The sequence below is a fragment of the Paraburkholderia aspalathi genome (genome assembly GCF_900116445.1).
Lineage (GTDB): Bacteria > Pseudomonadota > Gammaproteobacteria > Burkholderiales > Burkholderiaceae > Paraburkholderia > Paraburkholderia aspalathi.
The window spans coordinates 16,085-40,440 of sequence record NZ_FPBH01000036.1 but is presented as its reverse complement, the minus strand read 5'-3'; the positions used below and the strand labels follow the sequence as shown (position 1 = coordinate 40,440).

Sequence of the window (24,356 nt, the reverse complement as noted above, 5' to 3'; positions counted from 1 at the left end):
CGGTCCGATATGGTTCAACGATCCATTCCACACAAGACCATGCGGCGCAACGAACGCAACCCGATCAGGGCGCGCTGGATGCGTGCTTGAGTCCTGATTTGCAGAGGCCAGAACCATGTTCGACCGCGTATTCGTCAATGCCGTAGACGCCGACGGCAACCCGCTCAACCTCGCCGTGCGTGAGGGGCGCTTTGCCGCCATCGGTCCGGAACGTCCCGCGATCGGCGGCGCGGAAGTCGTCGATCTGGCCGGGCACCTGGTGTTGCCCGGGTTCGTCGACGGACATATTCACCTCGATAAAAGCTTCGTTGGCGATCGCTGGCGTCCTCATCGTCATGTCACAAGCCTGCGTGAGCGGCTCGCTATCGAAAAGCAGGAACTGGCAAGCGCCGGGCCGATCGTCGAGCGCGCCGACGCGCTGATCCGCCAGGCTGCGTCGTTCGGCACCATTGCGATGCGCAGCCATGTCGACGTCGACGCGACGACGGGTCTAACCAATCTGCATGCCGTGATGGAAGCGCGCGAGAAATGGCGTGGCGTGGTGGATATCGAACTCGTCGCGTTCCCGCAGGCGGGCGTCGTGTCGTGTCCGGGGACGGCGGAGGTGCTCGATGCGGCAGCCCGTGAAGGTGCGCAGGTGGTGGGCGGAATCGATCCGACAACGCTGGATGGCGACGCCGATGGCCAGCTCGATATTGTCTTCGGCATTGCTGAAAAGCGTGGCGTGAAAATCGATATTCACCTGCATGAGCCTGAGCAGCAGGGGATCGATCAACTGCATCGCATTGCCTCGCGTACCCGTGCAGCGGGGTTGAACGGCCGGGTTTCGGTGAGCCACGCCTACGGGCTCGGCGACGTCGCACCCGAGGTGGTGGATCGTATCGCCGCCGCGCTTGCAGAAGCCGGTGTATCGATCATGACGAATGCGCCGGGCGACCGCGCGTTCCCGCCGATCCTGCAATTGCGCGCAGCCGGAGTGCGTGTGTTCACCGGTAATGACAACATTCAGGACGCGTGGTGGCCGTATGGCAACGGCGACATGTTGCAACGAGCCATGCTGGTTGGTTATCGCTCCGGGTTTTATACGGATGAAGAACTGGGCGTCGCGCTTCACATGGCGACGGAAGCAGGCGCTGCGGTGCTGGGGAAAAGCGGTTACGGATTGAAGGTCGGCAATGAGGCGACCTTTGTCGTCGTGAAAGCGCCGAACGCTGCCGCTGCGGTTGCTGCGGTACCGGCAGATCGTGCCATTGTTCGAAGCGGGCAATTCTGGGGCGAATCGTCCCGCGTGCAGTTCAAGGTCACGGCGGCAGGCGTGGGCTCTGCCGGCTGAGGTTGAGGTTGTTGTCGGGCACCGAGCCGGTGCCTGACGGGGCTGGCGCGGCTTGCGCCGCCGCAAGCCGCGCCACACTCAATAATGACTACGTCGCCACAGCGTTGGCGGCGTTTCCAGCAAATGACGCAGCCCTGCGCGGTCGAACGCTTGATCCGCGGCCACCTGCACGCGCTCCAGAATGTCCCCTTCATCGACCGACAGCACCCGGTAGTTCTCCATCAGAACTTTGCCGCCGACCATCGTCATGCACACGTCGCCGGCATTCGCGAAGCAGGTGACGCGATGAACAGGCATATTCATCGGCATGAGGTGCGGCTTGAACAGGTCGACCAGAATGATGTCAGCCTGCTTGCCCACTTCGAGCGAACCGAGTTGGTCGTCGAGCGACAACGCTTTGGCGGCATCGATCGTGACCATTTCGAGCACCTTGCCGTGCGGCAGGACGTCCGGGTCACGAAAATGTCGACGGTGGTAATGCATGCATTGCCACATGTGGCGGAACATGTCGTAACCTCGATCGGGCGCCGCGCCATCCGAGCCGATCGCCACCGTCACGCCGGCATCGATGAGTTCCGGAACCGGGCAACGTCCGATGATCGACATGATCGCGCTTGGGTTGTGCACGATCGAGGCGCCGGTTTCAACGCACGCCGCGATATCCTCGGAGGTGAGATCGATGGCATGCGACATGAACGACTTCGGGTTCAGCAGTCCCAGCTCGCGATGCGCGAAATCGAGCGAACCGGCGCGATGGCCGTCCTGCGTCAGACTTAGACCGCGCTCGCGGGCCAGCGCCGTGTAGCGCTCGGCCTGAAGCCGGACGCTGCGTTCGTGTGCCGCGTGCTCGGGATAGTGCTGCGGGGCGTAGACGGGCAGCGTCAACGCAATCTGGATGCGGCCGTTGGCGTCGCCATGGCATGCGTCGATGATCTCTTTGCAAACCTCATACATCTGCGCGAAATCGACGTCGCGCGTCACGCTGCCGTTTGCACCGTGCCGGGTGTAAGCGCGTGGTTCGGGTGGCCGCGACGGACCGACCGCGACGATCGAGCGGGTGCCCGTTCTGACCACCGCATCGCAGTGACGCCGCGCATAAACGGGGTCGTCGACGCGCATGATCGAGTCTCCGCCGCCGAGCAGCGATACACCCGTCGTCACGCCCGCCTTGAGGCGCTCCAGCGCCGCAAGATGCGATTCCATTTCCCAGAACGTTTCGTCTGAGGCGCGCGTATAGATCGCCTCGCACGCCGCCGACCACGCATCGCCGTTCGCGCCGCCAATCGTCCTCAACATCGCGTGCCCGGCATGCGCGTGGGCATCGATCAGGCCTGGCAGCACCGCTTTGCGGCGGGCGTCGATTACGCGGTCTGCCTGGTATTGCTGCGCAAGCTCGCTTGTCTCGCCGACGGCGACGATGCGGTCCCCCTTGATAGCCACTGCGCCATCTTCGATGACGCGGCGGGCGGCATCGACTGTGATCACGCAGCCGTGTTCGATGAGTATGTCGACCTGTTGCTTATCGTTCATATGAAAGTTTTTCTTGTGAAGTGCTCACGCACGGTTACACAGCGTCGACCAGCTCGCCATTGCGCGCGACGATGCGTCCGTTTGCGACAACCAGCTTGCGCTTGGGCCGGGCAACCACGGCATGCGCGACACACTCGGCATCGACCAGCACGAGGTCCGCGCGTGCGCCCACATGCAGGCCATAGTCGGCGAAACCGCAACCTCGAGCGGCAGCGTCGCTCACGCAGTCGAAGGCAATTGCGAGGTCGTCGTCGCGTCGCAAGTCGTAGCGCATGCCGATCAGCATCGCGCGCTCGAGCATGTCCGGCACGCCATACGGTGACCAGGTGTCGCGAATGCCATCGTTGCCGCCGAAGATCGTGATGCCTTTGTCCCTGCAAACTTTCAGCGGCGGAACGGGACGAGACGGCGGCGCACTGGTCAGAAGCGCTACACGCAAATACGAGATCCTTTCGAGCAGCGCGTCGCGTTCACGTTCGGGCAGTGCACCCAGGCAAAATGCGTGGCTGACGACGACTTGCCCCTGCATGCCCATCGCGGCAACGCGATCGAGCAGCAGTTTCAGCGTGAATGCGCCGACTTCACCGGGTTCGTGCAGATGGATATCGATCGGCTTGCTATAGCGTTCCGCCAACTCGAAGGTCGCGTTCAACGATGCAACGGGATCACCGTCGATCAAGGCAGGATCGAGTGCGCCGAGTACATCGGCGCCCGCAGCGAGTGCGCCGCCCAGCAATTCGACCGTGCCGGGACGGATCAACATGCCCGATTGCGGAAACGCGACGAGCTGCATGTCCAGCACATCTCGCATCGTCTGACGCGTGCTGAGTACGCCTTCGATATAACGCAGGCCGGCGTCGGTATCCACGTCGACATGGGTACGCAGTCGCGTCGTGCCTGCCTGCACGAATGCCCGCGACAGTGTGAGCGACTGGCTGGCCGCATCGTGTCCCGACGTCTTGCGCCATTCGCGCTCGTTGCTGATCCGGTCGGTTAGTGCGGGTCCGACCTCGTTGCGATACCACGAGCGGCCCCAGTGGCTTTTATCGATGTGCGTGTGCCCTTCGACGAAACCCGGCAGCAGCAATGCGCCGCCGCCGTCTTCGGCCAGCACGCCAGGTTGCGCTTCGACATGCGGGCCGAGCGCCGTGATGCGGCCATCGGCGATGGCTACGGAAACCGCCTGGCCATCAGCCAGCCGGACGTTGGAAAGAAGAATAGAGCGAGTCATGGTAGTCATGCCGATTCGACGGAAGTGGCGATACGAGCCCGCAGCGCGCGCTGCGCGGCGCTGATCGCGATGAATACCACGGCATTGGCGAACAACGCGACGAGGCCCGTGTTGATGGAGGTGAAGGCGATCGGCGCGGCCGGGAAAACAGTGGCCAGCGTCATGCCGCGCCAGTTCGCCAGCGCCAGCACGATCGCGCCCGCGAAGATGCCGCCGAACGCGGCTTCACGGGTGCCGAATGGGCGCTTCAGGAAACTCGAGGCGAGCATGGGTACGAGTTGCGTCAGCAGGCTCGACGAGAAGATTGCGAGCGCAACAAAGTTTGAACCGCCACGCAGCACGAAGTAGACGACAACCAGCGTGAACAGCGGCAACGCGATACGTGCGACGCGGCCGACTTGCCGGTCGCTCGCCTGCGGTGCGAAACCTTCGCGATAGATGTTGCGGGCAATCATCGTCGACGCATTGAGCATGATCAGCGAGCCTGGCACCAATGCCGTCAGCAGACCGGCGCCGCCTACAATCCCGACGAACCACGAGGGGAAAGTCTGCTTCACGAGCCGCAGCAGCGCGAGATCGGTTTGCGCGCCTTCGAGCCCGTGCACGGTCAGCACCGCGGCGAAGCCGACAAGAAACAGGAACGCGATCAACACCTGGTAGATCGGCATCAGCATGGTGTTCTTGCGCAGCGCAGACGCGTCGCGCGCCACGTAGACGGCGGTGAAACCATGAGGATACAAGTAGTAGCCCAGCGATGTCAGCAGCAGTGTCGAGTTGTACCAGCTCAGATTGAAACCGTGCTCCGGCATACGCAGCAGTTCCGGATGGACGGCATCGATGCGCGCGAACATCTCGCCAAAGCCGCCGAAGTAGTGCAGCGGCAAATACGTGCCGAGAAAAATTGCAAGACCGAGGATCAGCACGTCCTTGAAGATCGCAATGCTTGCCGAGCCGTGGATGCCGGAGACGCTCATATACAGGACCATCAGCGTGGCGCTAATCCAGATGGCCGTTTCCTGCGAGATCAGGCCATACGACATCTCGGAGACGATAATGCCGAGACCGCGTAACTGGATGATCAGCAACGACACCATTGCGAAGACGGCCACCACCGACACCAGCACGCCGATGGCGCGGCTGTCGTACTTCGAAGCGAAATAATCGGCGAACGACACGAGGCCGCGTTCCTTCGCATAGCGCCAGATGAGGGGCAGCATCCAGTAACCGAATACGTATGCGAGGCAGCCGTACGACAGGATGTAGAACGCCGGCACGCCTTTGCTGTAGGTCCAGCCACTCGCGCCGAGAAACGAGAAGGTCGAGAACGCCTCACCTGCCATCAGCAGGAAGGTGAGCAGCGACCCGAAGCCGCGTCCGCCGACCGCCCATTGCTCCATGCTGAAGGTCTTGCCGCGCCGCGCGTACAAGCCGACCGCCAGCGCGAAGAGGGCAAACAGAACGATGATGACGAGTGCCGGGTTCATTGCCCACCTCCCGTCTGTTCGGCCGCTTGCGCCGCTTCGTCGCGCGTGTCGAGGCAATAGATGATGGCGAGAATGGCCGCCGTTGCAGCCATCCAGAACAGGTTCCAGACGAGCAGAAACGGCAGGCCGAACAGGAGCGGCGTACCGGCGGCAATTGAGCCGCCTGAATAGATGCCGATGAATGGCAGCGCGGCCAGCAGAAAGCGAAGTTTCATGGGGTCCTTCCTGAGGTGTCTTGCGTATCCCGTCAGAACTTCTGACGCAGGCCGGCGACGAACGCCAGTTGTGAAGTCGTCGACGAGGGCGCTGCGATGCCGTCGATCCACGCATGACCGATGCGCGACGAGGCGTTCTGGTAGAGGCCGTTCACATACACGTCGGTGCGCTTGGACAACAGGTACTGGAGACCGGCCGAGGCCTGGTGATAGTGTCCGCCGGCGTCGCCTTGCGACACCTGGGTGTACGTGTAACCGGCGGCCGCGATCAGCGCGGGCGTCAGCGCGTAGCGCAGGCTTCCCTCGTAGTTGCCGAAGCGCAGGGCGCCACCGGCCGCCATGTTGAAGTCCGTGCCTGTGTAGAGCAGCCCCAGCGTGGCGGGCCCGATAGCGTAGGTCGCGCCCGCGCCCCAGATCTGTTGACGCGTCGCCGCGCCGAGATGTGTGCCGAATACGGCGGCCGAAGACGCAAAGTAATTGTCGGATGCGACCGCGCCCGCCGCGCTGCTGGCGGGCTGATTCATACGTGCGTACGCCGCGCCGGCATTGAGTGGACCGTGCGTGTACGTCACACCCGCGCTCCAGCTATTGTTCGCAGCGAAGCCGGTTGCGTTCGAAAAGCCGTACATCAGGTTGGTTTGCAAGCCGGCGATGATCGGCGAGACGTATTTGACCGCGTTGTTGGTGCGGAACGTATTGTTGATGTCGTCGTTGTCGAACGGGTGGGTCGAATACTGGACCAGCGTATTGCTGATCTGGATCGAGCCAAGAATGTCCTGGACGGTGTTGTACTGGCGGCCCAAGGTCAGCGCGCCCAGCTTGTCGCCGCTCACGCCGACCCATGCCTGACGGCCGAACATCCGGCCGCCCTGGCCGGCCGCGCCGTTTTCGAGGTTGAAACCGTTTTCCAGCCGGAAGTTTGCCTTCAGGCCGCCACCCAAATCTTCCGTTCCGAGCATCCCCCAGCGCGGCCCGGACTCGTTGCCGGCCGTTGCCTGCCATGCCGAATGGCCTTGCTGGTTGTTCGTGTAGGTCACGCCCGAATCGACGATTCCGTACAGCGTGACGCTGGACTGCGCACCTGCCGTGCCCACTAGCATCATGCCTGCGCCGATGCCTGCGAGTGGTTTTCTCCAGCTTTTCTTCAACTGCGTTTGCTGCATGCCTGTCTCCGGGTATGTGTCTCGTTGTGGCGCTTTTTTCTGCCGGCACGGCGGCGTCGTGCCGCGTTTCGCCCACATTCGAGTTTTTTGTCTGATGTCGATGCGGAGTAATCTGCCGTCGAGTGGCCACCGCTTCGACATCGCTTGATGTTATCCACGTCACCCAATATTCAAAAATTAAATGTTCAAATGCATATCAGTGCGAAATCGAATAGTATTGATTAGACGTATGCCCTTATCCGGCATGACGGCGTCTGACTGGAGGCTCAATGAAACCCAACGCCAAAGCGCGTACACCGTTGTTCGATCTGGATCTGCTGAAGGCCATCGTCATGGTGGCCGATTGCGGCACCTTCACTGCGGCTTCCGCACGGCTTCATTCCACGCAGTCCACCATCAGCCAGAAGGTGCGGCGTCTCGAGGACATGGCGGGGCACAAGCTGCTCGAGCGCGGCAGCCGCGACGTGAGTCCGACCGATGCCGGCGAAACCTTGCTCGCCTACGCGCGCCGCATGCTTGCTCTCAACGATGAAATGATTGAAGCGCTCTCGGGCGCGACGGTGGGGCTGACGGTCCGGCTGGGCGTGCCGGAAGATTTCGTCGGCGGGCCGACAACCCATATGCTTGCCGCGTTCAACCGCAAGCATCCGCAGGTCAAGCTGGAAGTGACCAGCGGATTGAGCCGCGACCTGAGCAATAGCTACGATCGCGGCGATCTGGATCTGATTCTCGTGAAGCAGCGGCGCAATAGCCGTGAGGCCGTTGCGTGCTGGCCGGAGCAATTGAGGTGGATCGACAGTGCGAAGAACCCTTCAATCCACCTTGATCCGATTCCGATCGTCGCGTTTCCGCCGCGCGGGTTATACCGTGACGACATGACCAACGCGATCGAAGGACTCGGGCGCCGCTGGCGGATGAGCTTTATCAGTTCGAGTTTGAGCGGAATCCAGGCAGCTGTTGCCGATGGTCTCGGGATCAGTCTGCTGCCCGCGCGCGCGGTGCTGGCGGATCACGCGGTGCTGACATCGAAGAGCGGGTTGCCTTCGATCGAAACCATGGATATTGCGCTGCTGCATCGTCCGACGGCGGATGCCGCTGTTAAGGAGCTTGCGCGCGCGTTGTCGCGGATGTTTGGGCCGCAGCGGAGATAACGCCTGCTTGGGTGCCTGCAGCAAGGTATTCAGCGATCGCCTTTTGCTAACATGCCAGGCAGAAGCCAGCAGCAGATTCTGCTGTTGGTGTGCGGACGAGCAACAGAGATTGCCGATGCGGTGGACCACATAAGTAACGGTTGCTGGGCGTGCCCAATAGACTATGTCTAGCTCACCAACCAACTGGAGGCGTTACTGTGAAACTGACCGACTTCGATACACTGACTTTCGACTGCTACGGCACGCTCATCGACTGGGAAACGGGTATTTTCGAGGGCTTGCGTCCGCTGCTCGAACGCGTCGACCCGCCGCTGACGCGGGATCAGGTTCTTGAAGCACACGCACGTCATGAGTCGTCGCAGCAGACCTACACGCCGGCCAAGCGTTACCAGGAACTGCTGCCGATCGTGTACAAGCGACTCGCCGAGGAATGGCAGGTGCCTTTCACGTACGAGGAGTGCCTCGCCTACGGCAAGTCCATACGCAATTGGCCGGCATTTGAGGACTCGGCGAACGCGCTGCAGTATCTGAAGAAGCACTACAAGCTGGTCATCCTGTCGAACATCGACAATGACAGCTTCACGTACAGCAACGCGAAGCTTCAGGTCGAATTCGACGCAATCATCACCGCAGAAGACGTCGGCTCCTATAAACCGTCGCCGCGAAATTTCGAGTACATGCTGGAAAAGCTGGGTGAGCGCGGCATCCGGAGGGAGAAGATCCTCCACACCGCCGAGAGTCTGTTCCACGACCACAAGCCCGCGAACGCGTTCGGGCTTGCATCGTGCTGGATCTATCGCCGCCATTCGCAAACCGGTTTCGGCGCAACGATGAACCCCGGTGAGCAACCCACCGTGAACTTCCGCTTCAACAGCATGGCCGAATTCGCGAAGGCTCACCAGGAAGCGCTGCTGCAGAAGTAAGTAGTCGATAGGTTTACCGGCCTTTGTGCCGGTTTGATTTGCCGCGCCGGTGCGGGCGCGGCGCGTTCCGCGCAAGCCGGAACACCCCAGTTAAGGAGCCCTTCATGCGGCTGACGGATTTTAAGGCCCTGACGTTCGACTGCTATGGCACCCTGATCGACTGGGAATCGGGCATCGTCGCGGGGCTGTCAGCATTGGTCTCATCGCTTGACCCGCCATCGACGCGCGACCAGGTGCTGGAAGCGCACGCCCGCCACGAGTCATATCAGCAGAACGCGACGCCCGACATGCCGTACAACCGGCTGCTCGAGGTGGTCTACAAGCGGCTAGCGGAGGAGTGGGGCGTCAGTTACACGCGCGAGCAGGCGGAGGCCTATGGTCGTTCGGTCCGCAATTGGCCTGCCTTCCCGGATTCGGCAAGTACGCTGCAGTATTTGAAGAAGTACTTCAAGCTGGTCATCATATCGAACGTGGATAACGAGAATTTCACATACAGCCGCGCCAGGCTGCATGTGCCCTTTGACGTCGTTGTCACGGCTGAGGATGTGGGAAGCTACAAACCGTCGAGCCGCAATTTTGAATATATGCTCGACGTGCTGTCGACACTCGGCGTGCGCAAGGACGAAATCCTGCACGTCGCGGACAGCATGTACCACGATCATGAGCCAGCCAACCGGTTAGACATTCGTTCATGCTGGATTCATCGGCGCTTCGAGCAGCGCGGGCTCGGCGCGACGATGCGCACATTCGCGGAGCCTTCTGTCGATTTCAGGTTCACCAGCATGGCGCAGTTCGTCAAGGCGCATCACGAGGAGCTTTCCCGCGTTTAGCGGGAAAGCCGGTTCGCCCGCCGATTCGAGAACAGAACGATATGAGCAACCGACCAAAACTCGACCGGATCGACATCAAGATCCTCGCCGAATTGCAGAGGAACGGCAACATCACCAACGCGAATCTCGCCGCCGCGGTCGGTCTTTCTGCGAGCCCGTGCCTGCAGCGCGTCAGGCGTCTTGAATCAGCCGGTGTGATTTCGGGCTACGGTGCGCACGTGAATGTCGCGAAAGTGACCAGCATCGTGTCAGTGTTCACGGAAATCATGCTGCATGACCATCGGCGCGAGGACTTTGTCCGTTTCGAGGCGAACGTGCGCGATCTCGACGAAATTACCGAATGTCACCTGGTGAGCGGCGGGTACGACTACCTGCTCAAGTTCGTCGTCAAGGACATCGGTCACTACCAGGAAGTGATCGAACGCCTGCTCGACCGCAATCTCGGCATCGAGAAGTATTTCAGTTACATCGTGATCCGTTCGCCGTTCGTCAAGCACGGAGTGCCTCTCGACAAGTTGCTGACAGATGATGACTGAAGCTACGCAATTATCGTGGTTGGAGCACTGGCCGATCTCACGTCTTAAAGCTCGAAAGCCTGCCTAGAACAACTCCAGAATCCGGTGATACATCATCCCGAGTTCCAGCGCCGGCCCACGTAATGCCGGGCCGCCCGGAAAGCGTGCGTGCCGCAGTTGCGCGAACAGATCGAAGGCCGCGGTCTCACCGGCCATAGCTTTCGCAATCACGCGCCCGGCAATCCCGGTCAACGCCACGCCGTGACCTGAAAACCCCTGCACGTAGAAGTAGTTCGGATCGATCGAACCGAAATCGGGCGCACGATTGCGCGTCACGTCGACGAAACCACCCCACGCATAGTCGATTCGCACATCGCCTAGCTGCGGGAACACGCCGATCATGCGCTTGCGGATTTCCTCGCCGAGTTGCACGGGCGACGCGCCGGTCGAACTCGCGCGGCCACCGAACAGCACGCGGTGATCAGCCGACAGACGGAAGTAATCGAGGAAGAAGTTGTTGTCGCAAATCGCCTCACGTCCTTTGATCAGTGCGTCCGCGCGTGCCTGACCGAGCGGCTCCGTGGCGACAATGTAAGAGGCAATCGGCGCGATGCGCGCGGCCACCGGCGCCGGCAAGACATCACCGATCGTGGCATTGCCGCATGCCGCGACGAAGCGGCAGCGTACCTCGCCATTAGCGGTCCGCACGACAGGCCGTGCACCACGCACGACTTCGATTGCCGGCGAATGCGCAAACAGTTGCGCGCCTTCGCGACGTGCCGCATCGGCGAGACCGAGGCAGTATTTGAGCGGATGCAGATGACCGGAAAACGGATCGTAGACGCCCGCCAGATAACGTCTCGAAGCGACACGTGAACGCACTTCATCGGTATCGAGCCACGAGAGTTTCGTATAGCCCCAGCGTTGCGACGCCGATTCCATCCACGAACGCAAATCCGGCACGCGTTTCGGTTTGGTGGCCACCGTCAGATAGCCGGCGGTGAAATCGCAATCAATGCCGTAGCGTTCAATGCGCTCGCGCACCAGAGCCACGCCTTCCACCGACATCGCCCACGCGGCGCGTGCGCCGTCGAGTCCGAGTTGCCGTTCGATGATCTCGTCTTTCGCGAAACCCACCAAGGTCTGCCCGCCGTTGCGGCCCGACGCGCCCCAACCGGGACGATGCGCATCGAGCACCACCACCGACAATCCGCGCGCCCGGCATTCCAACGCCACCGACAAACCGGAGAAGCCCGCGCCGATCACGCAGACGTCGGCCTCCAAGGTGCCGTCGAGCATCGGATCGTCGGCCGGCGGACGCGTGGCGCTCGCCTCGTAGTAGGAGTTGGCGATCAGCGCATCCGCGCGGTGGTCGAGGGTGTTGAAGCCAGGAGTCGGTGTATTCATCAAAGCAGGTCCTTCATTCGATACCAGGCCATCGCAAGCACGAGGGCGGGGGTGCGCAGTGTAGCGCCGCCGGGGAAGTCGCGGTGGCGAATCTTGCCGAACAGATCAAAGCGCGACGCCTGACCGTCGATCGCTTCGGCGATCAGCTTGCCCGCGAGCCCGGTAGTGTTCACGCCGTGACCGGAGAAACCCTGCGCGAAATACACGGTAGGCGATAGCCGGCCGAAATGCGGTGCGCGATTCATTGTGATGTCGACGAAGCCGCCCCACGCATAGTCGATTTTGACATCGTCGAGCTGCGGGAAAGTCTTCAACATATCGCGGCGCATTGCTTCACCGAGATTGCGCGGCGCGAAGGTCGAATAGCTGACTTTGCCGCCCCACAACAAACGATTGTCGGGGGCAGGGCGGAAATAGTCCAGCACGAAGCGGCTGTCGCAGACGGCCGCTTTCGCCGGCATCAGCGCTTCGGCGCGATCGGGGTCGAGCGGTTCGGTGGCGATCACGTAGGTGCCGACCGGCATGATCTTGCTGGCAAGATCCGGTGCGAGTTGGCCGAGATAGGTATTGCAGGCGAGCACGACGAATTGCGCATTGACCTTGCCACGCGCGGTTTCGGCCACATGCCGGCCGTTTTCCTGGCGCAACGCGGTGACGCAGCTGTCTTCGAAAATCCGTACGCCTGCTTCGCGCGCAGCGCGCGCCAGACCGAGCGTGTAATTCAGCGGATGCAGATGGCCGCTGTCCGCATCGAACAATCCGCCGAGATAGCGCTGCGATTGAACATAGTTGCCGACGCCATCGGCGTCGACATAACTGAAACGGTCATAGCCGAAGCGCCGTTGCGCTTCGTCACGCCATTTTTGCAGCGCATCCGTATCGCGCGGCTTGTTCGCCGCGGTCAGGTAACCAATGGTCAGGTCGCAGTCGATCTGATGCTTCGCGACGCGTTCCTTGACGATATCCAGGGTTTCGAGCCCCATGTCCCAAACACGCTTCACGTCATTCGCGGGCATGAACTTCGCGAATGTATCGATATCGCAGGCAAAGCCGCCGATCAACTGGCCACCATTGCGGCCGCTCGCGGCCCATCCGACTTTCGATGCTTCGAGCACCGCGACCGAGTGACCGCGTTCGGCGAGGTTCAACGCAGTCGAGATGCCAGTGAGTCCGGCGCCGATCACGCAGACGTCGACGTTGAGCGTTTCTTCGAGTGGGGGATGGCGGGTGGTGTCGTTGGCGGTTGCTGCGTAATACGAGGCGACGTGAGGCTGGTTTGAGAATCGGAGCATAGGCAGAGCATGCAGAAGAGGCCTTGGCGCGTGGCCCGCGGTAAAGCCGGGCCACGCGATGAGGCGGGTCGTTTTAGAACGAGTAGATGAACTGCGTTGCGAGCAGGTCGTTGGACTTGCCGTACGAGCCGTCGTTCTTCAGGAACACCTGTTTGTTCGCCCAGTCGTGGCGGTATTCCACCTTGACCGTGATCTGCTGGGTCGGGTAGAACAACAGATCGAGCGAAACGTCCTGGCGGGTTGCGCCCTTGCACTCGAAGCCGAGACCGCCGTTCGCCTTCGAATTGGCGAGGCAGTCCGCGCCGATACCGAAGCCGTCGGCAGTGTCCATGCCGTTCGAATTCAACGCGATGCCACCACCGCCGCCGCCATTCTTGCTGTCGACGAGCAGGTCGTAACGGGCGGTCACGCCCATACGGCCCACCACCGGCAGCGAGAACTTGCGGTGCGCGAGCAGCGAGAGGCCGTACCACTGTGCCTGGCCGCCGTTGAACGCGGCGTTCTGCTGCTGACCGTAGTCGAGTTCGGCGTTGTACTGCACATCAGCCAGCGTGTAGGTCAGGTCGGCTTCGGTGAAGAAGAACGTACCGCCCGAGCTCGGCGCCTGACCGCCTACGCCGTAGCTGACTACACCGTTGCTATCGATCGCGCTAGGCAGCGTCTGACGGCCGATGTTGAACGAGCCACCCACATCCAGTGCGCTCGACCACGTGTAGTCGACTCGTCCCGTGAGGGTCGGGATCTTGTTGCTGGTCGTGATCGGATCGCCCAGCGCATTGGTGCCGACCTGCGTCGTCGCGCCAAACGTGCGGTACTGTTCGTTGCCGAGGAAGAACTTCCACGCCCAGTTACCCGTCGCATAGTTCGCGCCGATACCGATGTAGCTGCCCGGATCCGAGAAGTCGTACAACAGGTTGTGCGTGAGCGTCAGCATCTGGTTCGATTGCTGCACTTCATAGCCGCCGAAGCTCGGAATCAAACCGGCCACGAGGGTCGTGGTCGCCGTCAACGGCACATTGACCACGGCCGTGTTCAGGATGTTGTTGCCGATATCGCCGTGCTCGTTCGAGAGCAGGGTAATGCCGTTGCCGCGGTTCGGCATCAAGGTGATTTCGGCCGACGGCGCCATCGGGCCGACACCGAAGGTCTTCTTGATGTCTAAGTACAGATCGCCGAACGTGCTGTTGAAGTAGTTGTAGCTACTTTCATGGTTCGCGAACAGGAACGACGAGCTGCTCTGCGCGCGGTTATACATGTAGGTCGGATCGATATAGCCCGTCACCGACAAGCCGGCGATCGGCCCCGTGTTCGCCGCGTCCACCAGCGAGTCGACCTTCAACTGCTGATTGGCGATCTGCTGCTTCATCGAATCGACCTGGTCGTTGGTCAGCGTCGCCTGGGCCTTGCCGTAGTCCGGCGAGGAGATGTCGACCGGCGCCGCCACCACAGCCGGAGCCGGCGCCGCGGTGGCTGCTGCCGCCGCTTTCGGTTTGGACGCTACCTCGGAACGCAACTGCTTCACCTCCTTTTGCAGTGCGTTGAGCTGGGCCTGTAGCGCCTTGATCTGGTCGCTGGTGGCGTCTGCCATGGCAAAGCCTGGCAAACTCCCCGCCACCAACAGACAGATGAGCTTCTTTCTCATGCAAATTCTCCTTATTGGTCGTATTGCAAAAGGACTTCTTATGCGCGTGCCGTATCGAGCGACTTTCGTACGACGGCTTGTTGTGGTGCTGACGGTAACGGGTCGGCGGCTTCGGCGAGTGCGAACGCCATCTGCATGTCGCGGTTGCGCTTGCGCTCACGTACCTGCATCCAGCGGTTCACGGCGATCACGCCGATCGTCACCGTGGTGATGAAGATCGTGGCGAGCGCGTTCATTTCCGGATTCAGGCCAAGACGAACACGTGAGAACACGACGAGCGGCAGCGTGGTCGAACCGGGACCGGAGAGGAACGCGGAGAGCACGAGATCGTCGAAAGACAGCGTGAACGACAGCAGCCAGCCGGACATCAGAGCCTGCGAGATCAGCGGCAGCGTGATCAGGAAGAACACCTTGAAGGGCGTTGCGCCGAGATCGAGTGCGGCTTCTTCGAGCGACTTGTTGAGCTCCTTCACCCGCGATTGCACGATGATGGCCACATACGACACGCACAGCATCACGTGGCCGATCCAGATCGTGAAGAGGCCACGGCCCTTCGGCCAGCCGAGCATCTGTTCGAGTGCGACGAACAGCAGCAGCAGCGAGATGCCCTGAATCACTTCAGGAATCACGAGCGGCGCGTTGATCATGCCGGCGAACAGCGTGAAGCCGCGAAAGCGTCCGAAGCGGGCCAGCACGAAGCCGGCCCACGTACCGATCACCACCGATGCACACGCGGTCAGCAGACCGATTTTCAGCGACAGCCATGCTGCGCTGAGCAGTTCGCCGTCTTGCAGCAATGCGCCATACCATTTGAGCGAAAAGCCGGACCAGACCGTAACGAGCTTCGACTCGTTGAACGAATACACCACCAGGCTGATGATCGGGATATACAGAAACAGAAACCCGAACGTCAGTACGCTATTGGAAAGCGTTCTATTTGGCTTGATCATTTCGCGCCCTCCAGTTCCTTGACCTGGTAGTACTGGAACACGGCCATCGGCACGAGCAGCAGTAGAACCATGGCGACGGTGACAGCGGATGCCATCGGCCAGTCCATATCGTTGAAGAATTCATCCCACATCACGCGGCCGATCATCAGCGTATCGGCGCCGCCAAGCAGTTCAGGAATCACGTACTCGCCGACCGCCGGAATAAACACCAGCAGGCTGCCGGCGATAATGCCGTTCTTCGACAGCGGCAAGGTGATGCGCGTGAACGCGGTCCACGGTTTGCAACCGAGGTCGTAGGCCGCTTCGAGCAGCGTCAGATCCATCTTCACCAGGTGCGCATACAGCGGCATCACCATGAACGGCAGATACGAATAAACCATGCCGATATAGACGCCAATATCCGTGTGGTAGAGGCGCAACGGCGAATGAATCATGCCGATGGCCATCAGCGTGTGATTGAGCAGGCCGTCGTCCTTCAGGATGCCGATCCACGCATAGACGCGGATCAGGAACGACGTCCAGAACGGCAGCATCACGCCCATCATCAGCAGGTTGCGTTTGGTCGGCTCGGAACGCGCGATGTAGTACGCAATCGGGTAACCGATCAACAGGCAGAAGAAGGTCGAGATTGCGGCCATCTTCAGCGAGCTGATGTACGTGGCGACGTACAGATCGTCCTGCAGCAGGAACGCGTAGTGGCTCAGCTGCATGGCGAAGTGCACCATGCCGTCCTTGACCGTCACGAGATCCGTGTACGGCGGAATGCCCAGGCGCAGATCGGCGAAGCTGATTTTCAGCACCAGCACGAACGGCAACGCGAAGAACACGAAGAGCCACATGAACGGCACACCGATCACGGTCGTGCGGCCCGAGGGCACCAGCATCGAGAGGCGTTTTTTCAGCGAGCCGAGCAAACGGCTGCCGGACGGCGCGCCGAGCGCCGCGGGGGAGGTAGTGGGATTGCTCATTGCGTCAGCACCACGCCGCTAGCCGGCGACCAGTAGACGAACACGTCGTCGTTATAGGACGGCGCACCTTCGCTCATGAGGTGCGAGCTGGAGAGATTCGACACGACCGTCTTGCCGCTCGGCAGGCGCACGTGATAGAGCGAATAGCTGCCCATGTACGCGACGTCCGAGACCACGCCGCGCGCCCAGTTGTGCGGCGTCGAGGGCTTGTCGAGCGAGACTTTCACGCGTTCCGGACGCACCGAGATGCCCACCGGCATGCCAAGCGGGCCGGTAATGCCGTGGCTCACGTAGATGCGCGATTCGAGGTCTTCGCTTTCCACGAAGATGTGGTCAGGTTCATCCGCGACCACGGTGCCTTCGAACAGGTTGGTCGAGCCGATGAACTCGGCCGAGAAGCGGCTATTCGGAAATTCGTACACCTGGCTGGGCGAGCCGATCTGCACGATACGGCCTTCGCTCATCACGGCGAGGCGCCCGGCCATCGTCATGGCTTCTTCCTGATCGTGAGTCACCATCACGCAGGTCACGTCGACCTTCTCGATGATGTTCACCAGTTCGAGCTGGGTCTTCTGACGGATCTTCTTGTCGAGCGCCGACATCGGCTCGTCGAGCAGCAGCAGCTTGGGGCGCTTGACGAGCGAGCGGGCCAGCGCCACACGCTGCTGCTGTCCGCCGGACAACTGGTGCGGCTTGCGTTGCGCGTATTTGCTCATCTGCACGAGATTCAGCGCGTCGGCAACGCGTTCCTTGATCTCGTTCTTGGGCGTGCCTTCCTGCTTGAGGCCGAACGCGATATTCGCTTCGACGCTCATGTGCGGGAACAGCGCATATGACTGGAACATCATGTTGACGGGCCGCTTGTACGGCGGCATCGCGGCGAGGTCTTCGCCGTCGACGAAAATGCGGCCGGAGGTGACCGACTCGAGCCCCGCGAGCATGCGCAGGAGTGTGGACTTGCCGCAGCCGGAGCTGCCGAGCAGCGCGAACAATTCATTCTTCGCAATGCTCAGATTGACGTTGTCGACAGCAGTACTGTCGCCGAATTTCTTCACGACATTTTCGATGCGAACGAATTCGTCCGATTTCGATTTTGTCGTCGGTGCGGGGCGGGCCATCTGGGTGGCGCCGGCTACGCTGTTTTGTGTCGTCGAGTTCATGATGTAACCATTCCTTGCGGATCGCGAGCGCAAGTGTCTCCATACGAGTCGCTGAAAGCGGCTCGCAAGATGCGCTGCGATCGGAAAACATGGGACTGCGCACAGATGGGACTTAAGCACGCAGGCTGACTACCGTTACTGCCATTCATGCGCTCAGGGTTCAAGCGATCCCTGAGCGCGGGATCGATTCTTTTTAGATTGGCTTAATCAATGGCCGGTTTTAAGCTGCGCCCAAAGTCGATTTTCAAGGCGCAGAATGTCGGTGGGCATCGGTTTCATCAGTGTCATTTTGCTCAACACTTCATCGCCCGGATAAACGGTCGTGTCCTGTGCGACACCCGGAACGACGAACTGGCGCGCGGCCTTGTTCGCGGTCGGGTAGAACACTTCATTGGTAATCGCTGCGTTGACCTTCGGATCTTCGATGTAGTTGATCCACTTCAGCGCGGCTTCGGGATGCGGTGCGTCTTTCGGGATCACCATCACGTCGAACCACAGCAGACCGCCTTCCTTGACGTTCGAGAATTTCACCTGATACGAACGCTTGGCTTCCGCGGTACGGCGGCTGGCGATGCCGACGTCGCCGGACCATGCCACCGCGACGCAGATGTCGTTGTTAGCGAGGTCGTTGATGTAGCCGGACGAATTGAATTGGGTGATGTACGGGCGGACTTTCTTCAGCACTTCGAACGCGGCCTGATAGTCGGCGGGGTTTGTGCTGTTCGGATCCTTATGCATGTATTGCAGCGTTGCGGCGAACACGTCGACTGCCTGGTCGAGGAACGACACGCCGCAGCCTTTCAGCTTCGACAGATTGGCCGGGTCGAACACGAGGGCCCAGCTGTCCACCGGCGCATTGGCGCCGAGTGCCTTCTGCACGGCCTGGACGTTGTAGCCGATACCGTCGGTACCGTAAGCCCAGGGCACGCCGTACTGGTTGCCCGGATCGGCGTCGGAAATCATCTTCATCAACACGGGGTCGAGGTTCGACAGATTCGGCAGCTTCGACTTGTCGAGCTTCTGATACACGCCGGCCTGGATCTGCTTGGCCATGTAGTTCGACGTCGGCACCACGATGTCGTAACCGGAACTGCCCGCGAGCAGTTTGGCCTGCAAGGTATCGTCGCTATCGTAGTTGTCGTACTTGACCTTGATGCCGTCCTGCTTCTCGAAGTTTGGAATCGTGTCCTTCGCGATGTAGTCCGACCAGTTGTACACATTCAGTTCCGTGTCGGCCGCAAGGGCCGGCGTAACCGACAACGCCGCAAAACCCGTGAAGGCGAGAAGCGCGGCCCCCGCGACCGCATGACGAAGATGACAAACGCTCATGGTTTTTTCCCTTGATGTGAAGAACCGGCATGAGCGCGTATCGTGGGTGTGCCCATGCCGGAACGAACTGCCGTTACGAAATTCCGAGTTGTTGTGCGGTCGCGTCGATGGCGTATTTGGCCTTCGCAACGATCTCGTCGATTTCCAGCTTGTTGATCACGAGCGGCGGCGACAGCAGCATCCGGTCGCCGGTGGCGCGCATGATCAGGTTGCCGTTGAAGCAGAAGTCGCGGCAGATCGTGCCGACTTCTCCACCATTAGCAAAACGCTTGCGTGCTTTCGGGTCTTCTGCGAGTTGCAGACCGGCGACCAGACCCGCGCCGGAGATTTCACCGATGATCGGGTGATTGGCAAAGGTGTCGCGCAGCTTCTTCTGGAAGTACGGACCCGTGTCGGTCTTGACGCGCTCGACGATCTTGTCGTCGCGCAGCAGTTTCAGATTGGCTACCGCTACTGCTGCGGCCACCGGGTGGCCGGAGTAGGTGAGGCCGTGATTGAAGTCGCCATTTTCGATGATCGCCTTGGCCACGCGATCGTGCAGACCGACCGCGCCCATCGGCACATAGCCGCTCGTCAGGCCCTTGGCCAGCGTGATCAGATCCGGCTCGAAACCGAAGTGCTGATGCGCGAACCATTCGCCGGTCCGGCCGAAGCCGCCGATCACTTCGTCGGCGACCAGCAGGATGTCGTACTTGCGGCAGATGCGCTGGATTTCCGGCCAATACGTTGAAGCCGGGAAAATCACGCCGCCCGCTCCCTGGAAAGGCTCACCGATAAAGGCGGCCACGTTGTCCGCGCCGATTTCGAGAATCTTGGCTTCGAGTTGCTGCGCGCGGGCCAGAGCGAATTCTTCCGGCGTCAGATTGCCTTCTGCTTCGCCGAAGAAATACGGTTGGTCGATGTGCACGATGTTCTCGACCTTCGAGGGCATCTGTTCGTGCATGTAGCCCATGCCGCCCAGTGTGCCGCCCGCGATCGTCGAACCGTGATAGCCGTTCTTGCGCGAGATGACGAACTTCTTCGAGTGCTTGCCTTGCGTCGCCCAGTATTGGTGAACGATGCGCAGCACGGTGTCGTTGCCTTCCGAGCCGCTGTTGCAATAGAAGAAGTGGTTGAACGGTTCCGGCGCCAGCTCGGCGAGCAGGGCCGACAGTTCGATCACCGGCGGGTGCGTCGTCTTGAAGAAGGTGTTGTAGAAGGGCAGTTCCTGCATCTGACGGTACGCTGCGTCGGCCAGTTCCTTGCGGCCATAACCGACATTCACGCACCACAAACCGGCCATGCCGTCGATGATCTTGTTGTCGTCCGAGTCCCACAGGTACACGCCCTGTGCCTTGACGATCACGCGGCTGCCGCTGCGATTGAGCGAACCCATATCCGAAAACGGATGGATGTGGTGCGCGGCGTCGAGCGCGCGGTATTCGGCGGTGCTGCGTTTCTGTTGTGCGGCTTGTGCGCTAGCGGCGGGTTGGGCCGGCTGCACGTAAGCGACTTCATCTGTTCTGTAGCTCATACTGCCTCCAATTTTTTTGCGTTTGCGGGCGACGTCGTTGAAATAGATCTTAGACGTGCAGCAGCAAATGCCGGCGTTCCCACGAACTGATCACGCGGAAAAACGCTTCATATTCGGTTTCTTTCAGTGCGAGGTAGGCTTTGACGAATTTCTCGCCGAGTACTTCGGCGATCGGCTCGCAAGCGCCCATCAGCGTCAAACCTTCTTCAAGGTTGCGCGGCAACTGGTACGGCAATTCGTAACCGTCGCTGAGCAGCGGCTCAGTGGCTTCGAGGTTTTGCGTCATGCCGAGATAGCCGGCCGCGAGCGTTGCGGCAATCGCCAGATACGGGTTGCAGTCCACGCCCGGAATGCGGTTTTCGATGCGCCGCGCAGCCGGGCCCGAATGCGGAATCCGGAAACCCACCGTGCGGTTGTCGTAACCCCATGCCACGTTGATCGGCGCAGCCATGAAACGCGACAGGCGGCGATACGAGTTGATGTACGGCGCGAAAATCGGCATCAGTGCCGGCGTGTATTTCTGCAGGCCCGCGATATAGCCCGTGAAAAGCGTGGTGGGCTTGCCGTCCGGACCGGTGAACAGGTTGTGGCCAGTTTCTTCGTCCACGAGACTCTGGTGCATGTGCATCGCCGAGCCCGGTTCGCCTTCCATCGGCTTGGCCATGAAAGTCGCGTACATCTTGTGACGCAGCGCGGCCTCACGCACCGTGCGCTTGAACAGGAACACGCTGTCGGCGAGTTTCAGCGGATCGCCGTGCATGAAGTTGATTTCCATCTGCGCGGCGCCGACTTCGTGAATCAGCGTGTCAACTTCCAGTTCCTGGACTTCGCAGTATTCATAGATGTCTTCGAACAGCGGATCGAATTCGTTGACGGCTTCGATCGAGTACGCCTGACGGCCGGTCTCCGGACGGCCCGTACGGCCGATCGGCGGTTGCAGCGGCAGGTCGGGGTCCTTGTTCATGTCGACCAGGTAGAACTCGAGTTCCGGCGCGATGACCGGCTTCCAGCCCTTGGCCTTATACAGTTCCAGCACGCGGCGCAGCACACGGCGCGGCGAGATGGCGACGGGCGTGCCGTCGAAGTGAACGCAATCGTGGATCACCTGGGCGGTCGGATCGACGGCCCACGGAATCATGCGGATGGTGCTGGCGTCGGGAACGCAGACCATGTCCGGGTCGGTGACGCCGGTGAGCGTGCCGTCTTCCGGATAGTCCCCTGTGACGGTCTGGATCATCACCGCCTGCGGCAAGCGCATGGATTCGCCGGATTCGAACTTGCTGCGCGGAATGATCTTGCCGCGTGCGATCCCGGCCATATCCGGAATGATCGCTTCGATTTCGGTGACGCGGTTCTTCTTCAGGAAGTCGTCGATTTCATGCATGGTTATTCTCTCAGTTTTGGTGCGCGACCGGCTCAGGCATGCGTGGCAGCGGCGGATGCCGCGCCATAGCCGGCCTTGGTGCGCATTCGATCGCGGCAGGCTTCGCCGAAGGCACGGAAGATCGCGGTGGAAAGCGCGTCGTTGGCATGCTTCCATTCCGGGTGCCACTGCACACCCAGCGCGAAGGCACGCGCATCTTTCACGCTCACCGCTTCGATCAATCCGTCCGGCGCGGTGGCTTCTGCCACCAGACCCACGCCCAGCCGCTCGACGCCCTGACCGTGCAATGAATTCACACGCGCTTCATTCGTGCCGCCCGCGAGGCGCTGCAACAAGCCGCCCTGCGCCAGCGTGATCGAATGCGACGGTGCGTATTGCACGTCGAGGTCGTCTTCCTTGTTCTCGCGATGGTCGTTCAACCCGGCCACCGCGTGAACGCTTTGATGCAACGTCCCACCGAACACCACGTTCATTTCCTGAAAGCCCCGGCATACCGCCAGCACCGGCACGCCTGCGGCGATCGCGGCGCGCAGCAGCGGCAGCGTCGTCGCATCGCGTGCGGCGTCGTGCAGCGTGCCCGGCGCGCTGGGATGGCCGCCGTAGCGGTGCGGCTCGACATTCGAATAGCTGCCGGTGAACAGTAAGCCGTCGACAGTAGCCAGCACGTCCTCGGTGGACTGACGCTCGCCGAGCGCCGGCAGCAACATGGCCAGTGCCTGCGAGCCGTCCACGATCGCGGCGATGTACTTCTCGCCGGTGACGTGCGACGGGTGGACTCCCATCATCGTTCTGTCGGCGCTGATGCCGACGAGAGGTTTGTTTCGCATATCAGATAGACGTGTATGTTCCCCGCGGGACGCGGCATGAACAACGTTAAACACGGCGCGGCAACATTCCGCAGCCGGACGCAAGGCGTCAGGCCACCGGGTAGTGCAGGCGGTCGTCGTCAGCGGGACGCGCCGCGCGTGGTAATTAGATGTGTCGTTCGATTCGGCCCGTTGCGGTGCGCAACTAACTAATCTGATCCGCATGAAGTGCATAGGCGGCAGACGGCACCGCACACGCACAAACGCATGGCTCAAGAGAGCGCGTTCACGCAAACGGACGAATCGAACGACGGAAAAGGGGGAGGCGCTACGGCAGCAGCGAGGCGACTTCGTCCGTGCGCACAGCAATGAAGGCGCGCGCGGAGATGGAGTTGTGACGTCGAACTGAACGGCGGGACAGGATCGTGAAGACGGACAGGAAGCGGCGGAACGCAAGGCTGCCGTTGCTGCCGTCGGCGATGGCGCCGTCAGCGCGAGGACAACTCGCCTGACTTCGATTCCATCTCACCAAAGGGCCTCGGACTCTCACGATTACACTCGACTAGCGACGTTGAAAGTATTGAACGCTTGCTCGAAAAACGCACAGGGCGTTTAAAGAAACATGACGCTGGGATGACCGTCTCTGACCGTTGCGAACCGGGTTCGCTGCGTCAGAAACACACGTTCGTGTTTCGTGACGTCGGCATGACGATCGCCTGAGAACCATCGTATACGAGCCAATAATGCCGTCAAATCATTTTTATAAAAGATTTATCAGGGCTTTCCCGAGGGTGTCCCTGGAATCCGGGTCATTGGGAACATTCGTTGCGCAAATCATATTTCGGAATCCTTTCAGGGTTTTCCCCAGCGGCGCAACGATTAAAGTGATTAGAATATTCAACACTCGCGGGCACACGTTGCCCGAGTCCACGCGCCCGATCGTCTCCCATGTCAGAGAACCTAGCGATGTCCATAGAAGTTGCGACCCGCCTGCAGTACATCCGTAAGAAGAATGGTCTGTCCCAGCGCGAGCTGGCGAAACGGGCGGGGGTGACCAACGGCACGATCTCGCTGATCGAACAGAACCGGGTGAGTCCGTCGGTTGGATCGCTGAAGAAACTGCTTGAGTGCATACCGATGAGTCTTGCCGAGTTCTTCACTTTTGAAGTGGAGGTGGAGCGCTCGGTTGTGTCGCGCCGCGCCGACATGCCGAATCTCGGCAATGAGTCGATCGAGTTCTATCTCGCCGGCTCCAGTGTGAAAGACCGCAACATGGGCATTCTGCGCGAGGTCTATCAGCCGCTCTCGGATACCGGGCCGGAAATGCTGGAGCACGAAGGGCACGAGGGCGGGGTGGTGGTCAGCGGTCAGATCGAACTGACAGTAGATGGCGTGACGTGGCTGCTCGACCCTGGTGACAGCTATTACTTCGAAAGCCGTCTTCCGCATCGTTTTCGCAATCCCAGCGCGGAGCATCTCTGCGAGATCGTGTCGGCCAATTCGCCGCCCACGTTCTAAAGACTCCGCGCC

At 60.9% G+C, this 24,356-nt stretch carries 22 protein-coding genes; 6 read left to right on the top strand and 16 right to left on the bottom strand.

Translation table 11 applies throughout. The features are described from left to right. Positions 1–115 precede the first annotated feature (115 nt). A complete protein-coding gene (locus BM438_RS37370; protein WP_093645101.1) occupies positions 116–1,333 on the top strand; it encodes an amidohydrolase family protein in 1,218 nt (405 codons plus the stop codon). A 78-nt stretch (positions 1,334–1,411) separates the two neighbouring features. On the opposite strand, the gene BM438_RS37365 is transcribed toward BM438_RS37370, so the two are convergent. The 5 genes from BM438_RS37365 to BM438_RS37345 are packed head-to-tail and all read right to left on the bottom strand — an operon-like array spanning position 1,412 to position 6,956. Then, positions 1,412–2,863, bottom strand: a complete 1,452-nt coding sequence (locus tag BM438_RS37365; protein ID WP_093645099.1) for an amidohydrolase family protein — start codon at positions 2,861–2,863, stop codon at positions 1,412–1,414. Between the two features lie 34 nt (positions 2,864–2,897). Further along, positions 2,898–4,094, bottom strand: a complete 1,197-nt coding sequence (locus tag BM438_RS37360; protein WP_093645175.1) for an amidohydrolase family protein — start codon at positions 4,092–4,094, stop codon at positions 2,898–2,900. A gap of 5 nt (positions 4,095–4,099) precedes the next feature. Beyond that, positions 4,100–5,578: a sodium:solute symporter family protein gene (locus BM438_RS37355; protein WP_093645097.1), complete on the bottom strand. Its 1,479-nt coding sequence runs from the start codon at positions 5,576–5,578 to the stop codon at positions 4,100–4,102. After that, complete coding sequence (locus tag BM438_RS37350; protein WP_093645095.1) at positions 5,575–5,793, bottom strand: DUF3311 domain-containing protein; 219 nt, start codon at positions 5,791–5,793, stop codon at positions 5,575–5,577. Before BM438_RS37350 ends, BM438_RS37355 begins: the two co-directional genes overlap by 4 nt. 32 nt (positions 5,794–5,825) lie before the next feature. Continuing rightward, complete coding sequence (locus tag BM438_RS37345) at positions 5,826–6,956, bottom strand: porin (RefSeq protein WP_093645093.1); 1,131 nt, start codon at positions 6,954–6,956, stop codon at positions 5,826–5,828. 269 nt (positions 6,957–7,225) lie between these two features. Here BM438_RS37345 and BM438_RS37340 point away from each other — a divergent pair, with 269 nt between their 5' ends. From BM438_RS37340 to BM438_RS37325, 4 genes are all read left to right on the top strand, one after another. Next, positions 7,226–8,107, top strand: a complete 882-nt coding sequence (locus BM438_RS37340; RefSeq protein ID WP_093645091.1) for a LysR family transcriptional regulator — start codon at positions 7,226–7,228, stop codon at positions 8,105–8,107. 197 nt (positions 8,108–8,304) lie between these two features. Continuing rightward, positions 8,305–9,030 (top strand): haloacid dehalogenase type II, encoded by a 726-nt coding sequence (locus BM438_RS37335; RefSeq protein WP_093645089.1) that lies wholly within the window; start codon positions 8,305–8,307, stop codon positions 9,028–9,030. Positions 9,031–9,134: 104 nt separating this feature from the next. Next, positions 9,135–9,860 (top strand): haloacid dehalogenase type II, encoded by a 726-nt coding sequence (locus BM438_RS37330; RefSeq protein ID WP_054042818.1) that lies wholly within the window; start codon positions 9,135–9,137, stop codon positions 9,858–9,860. A gap of 41 nt (positions 9,861–9,901) precedes the next feature. Beyond that, a complete protein-coding gene (locus BM438_RS37325; RefSeq protein ID WP_093645086.1) occupies positions 9,902–10,396 on the top strand; it encodes an Lrp/AsnC family transcriptional regulator in 495 nt (164 codons plus the stop codon). A 63-nt stretch (positions 10,397–10,459) separates the two neighbouring features. On the opposite strand, the gene BM438_RS37320 is transcribed toward BM438_RS37325, so the two are convergent. The 11 genes from BM438_RS37320 to BM438_RS37270 form a co-directional block, all read right to left on the bottom strand. Then, positions 10,460–11,782, bottom strand: coding sequence for an NAD(P)/FAD-dependent oxidoreductase (locus BM438_RS37320; protein ID WP_093645084.1), 1,323 nt, complete (start codon positions 11,780–11,782; stop codon positions 10,460–10,462). Further along, positions 11,782–13,074, bottom strand: coding sequence for an NAD(P)/FAD-dependent oxidoreductase (locus BM438_RS37315; RefSeq protein WP_093645082.1), 1,293 nt, complete (start codon positions 13,072–13,074; stop codon positions 11,782–11,784). The genes BM438_RS37320 and BM438_RS37315 overlap by 1 nt, the downstream gene beginning before the upstream one ends. Positions 13,075–13,147: 73 nt before the next feature. Beyond that, on the bottom strand, positions 13,148–14,716 hold the full coding sequence (locus tag BM438_RS37310; protein ID WP_093645080.1) for a DUF3138 family protein: 1,569 nt from the start codon (positions 14,714–14,716) through the stop codon (positions 13,148–13,150). 38 nt (positions 14,717–14,754) lie between these two features. Then, a complete protein-coding gene (locus BM438_RS37305) occupies positions 14,755–15,666 on the bottom strand; it encodes an ABC transporter permease subunit (protein ID WP_093645078.1) in 912 nt (303 codons plus the stop codon). Next, positions 15,663–16,634, bottom strand: a complete 972-nt coding sequence (locus BM438_RS37300; RefSeq protein WP_093645076.1) for an ABC transporter permease subunit — start codon at positions 16,632–16,634, stop codon at positions 15,663–15,665. The genes BM438_RS37305 and BM438_RS37300 overlap by 4 nt, the downstream gene beginning before the upstream one ends. Next, positions 16,631–17,794 (bottom strand): ABC transporter ATP-binding protein, encoded by a 1,164-nt coding sequence (locus tag BM438_RS37295; protein WP_372450133.1) that lies wholly within the window; start codon positions 17,792–17,794, stop codon positions 16,631–16,633. Before BM438_RS37295 ends, BM438_RS37300 begins: the two co-directional genes overlap by 4 nt. Before the next feature lie 207 nt (positions 17,795–18,001). Further along, positions 18,002–19,123, bottom strand: coding sequence for a polyamine ABC transporter substrate-binding protein (locus tag BM438_RS37290; RefSeq protein WP_093645074.1), 1,122 nt, complete (start codon positions 19,121–19,123; stop codon positions 18,002–18,004). A 73-nt stretch (positions 19,124–19,196) separates the two neighbouring features. Next, positions 19,197–20,636, bottom strand: coding sequence for an aspartate aminotransferase family protein (locus tag BM438_RS37285; protein ID WP_093645072.1), 1,440 nt, complete (start codon positions 20,634–20,636; stop codon positions 19,197–19,199). Between the two features lie 49 nt (positions 20,637–20,685). Beyond that, the gene (locus tag BM438_RS37280) at positions 20,686–22,020 is read right to left on the bottom strand and encodes a glutamine synthetase family protein (protein WP_093645070.1); all 1,335 of its coding nucleotides are present in this window, start codon (positions 22,018–22,020) and stop codon (positions 20,686–20,688) included. Between the two features lie 32 nt (positions 22,021–22,052). Next, positions 22,053–22,847: a gamma-glutamyl-gamma-aminobutyrate hydrolase family protein gene (locus BM438_RS37275; RefSeq protein WP_093645068.1), complete on the bottom strand. Its 795-nt coding sequence runs from the start codon at positions 22,845–22,847 to the stop codon at positions 22,053–22,055. A gap of 307 nt (positions 22,848–23,154) precedes the next feature. Then, complete coding sequence (locus BM438_RS37270) at positions 23,155–23,358, bottom strand: hypothetical protein (protein WP_035516723.1); 204 nt, start codon at positions 23,356–23,358, stop codon at positions 23,155–23,157. Positions 23,359–23,792: 434 nt separating this feature from the next. Here BM438_RS37270 and BM438_RS37265 point away from each other — a divergent pair, with 434 nt between their 5' ends. Further along, positions 23,793–24,344 (top strand): cupin domain-containing protein, encoded by a 552-nt coding sequence (locus tag BM438_RS37265; RefSeq protein WP_054042828.1) that lies wholly within the window; start codon positions 23,793–23,795, stop codon positions 24,342–24,344. The last annotated feature ends 12 nt before the right edge of the window (positions 24,345–24,356 follow it).

Bases quoted from the DNA above. Each gene is read 5' to 3' on its own strand.
- BM438_RS37360 (WP_093645175.1), bottom strand. From the start codon at position 4,094: ATGACTCGCTCTATTCTTCTTTCCAACGTCCGGCTGGCTGATGGCCAG.
- BM438_RS37350 (WP_093645095.1), bottom strand. From the start codon at position 5,793: ATGAAACTTCGCTTTCTGCTGGCCGCGCTGCCATTCATCGGCATCTAT.
- BM438_RS37300 (WP_093645076.1), bottom strand. From the start codon at position 16,634: ATGAGCAATCCCACTACCTCCCCCGCGGCGCTCGGCGCGCCGTCCGGC.
- BM438_RS37305 (WP_093645078.1), bottom strand. From the start codon at position 15,666: ATGATCAAGCCAAATAGAACGCTTTCCAATAGCGTACTGACGTTCGGG.
- BM438_RS37275 (WP_093645068.1), bottom strand. From the start codon at position 22,847: ATGCGAAACAAACCTCTCGTCGGCATCAGCGCCGACAGAACGATGATG.
- BM438_RS37325 (WP_093645086.1), top strand. From the start codon at position 9,902: ATGAGCAACCGACCAAAACTCGACCGGATCGACATCAAGATCCTCGCC.
- BM438_RS37370 (WP_093645101.1), top strand. From the start codon at position 116: ATGTTCGACCGCGTATTCGTCAATGCCGTAGACGCCGACGGCAACCCG.
- BM438_RS37265 (WP_054042828.1), top strand. From the start codon at position 23,793: ATGTCCATAGAAGTTGCGACCCGCCTGCAGTACATCCGTAAGAAGAAT.
- BM438_RS37280 (WP_093645070.1), bottom strand. From the start codon at position 22,020: ATGCATGAAATCGACGACTTCCTGAAGAAGAACCGCGTCACCGAAATC.
- BM438_RS37310 (WP_093645080.1), bottom strand. From the start codon at position 14,716: ATGAGAAAGAAGCTCATCTGTCTGTTGGTGGCGGGGAGTTTGCCAGGC.
- BM438_RS37315 (WP_093645082.1), bottom strand. From the start codon at position 13,074: ATGCTCCGATTCTCAAACCAGCCTCACGTCGCCTCGTATTACGCAGCA.
- BM438_RS37355 (WP_093645097.1), bottom strand. From the start codon at position 5,578: ATGAACCCGGCACTCGTCATCATCGTTCTGTTTGCCCTCTTCGCGCTG.
- BM438_RS37320 (WP_093645084.1), bottom strand. From the start codon at position 11,782: ATGAATACACCGACTCCTGGCTTCAACACCCTCGACCACCGCGCGGAT.
- BM438_RS37330 (WP_054042818.1), top strand. From the start codon at position 9,135: ATGCGGCTGACGGATTTTAAGGCCCTGACGTTCGACTGCTATGGCACC.
- BM438_RS37285 (WP_093645072.1), bottom strand. From the start codon at position 20,636: ATGAGCTACAGAACAGATGAAGTCGCTTACGTGCAGCCGGCCCAACCC.
- BM438_RS37365 (WP_093645099.1), bottom strand. From the start codon at position 2,863: ATGAACGATAAGCAACAGGTCGACATACTCATCGAACACGGCTGCGTG.
- BM438_RS37295 (WP_372450133.1), bottom strand. From the start codon at position 17,794: ATGAACTCGACGACACAAAACAGCGTAGCCGGCGCCACCCAGATGGCC.
- BM438_RS37340 (WP_093645091.1), top strand. From the start codon at position 7,226: ATGAAACCCAACGCCAAAGCGCGTACACCGTTGTTCGATCTGGATCTG.
- BM438_RS37290 (WP_093645074.1), bottom strand. From the start codon at position 19,123: ATGAGCGTTTGTCATCTTCGTCATGCGGTCGCGGGGGCCGCGCTTCTC.
- BM438_RS37345 (WP_093645093.1), bottom strand. From the start codon at position 6,956: ATGCAGCAAACGCAGTTGAAGAAAAGCTGGAGAAAACCACTCGCAGGC.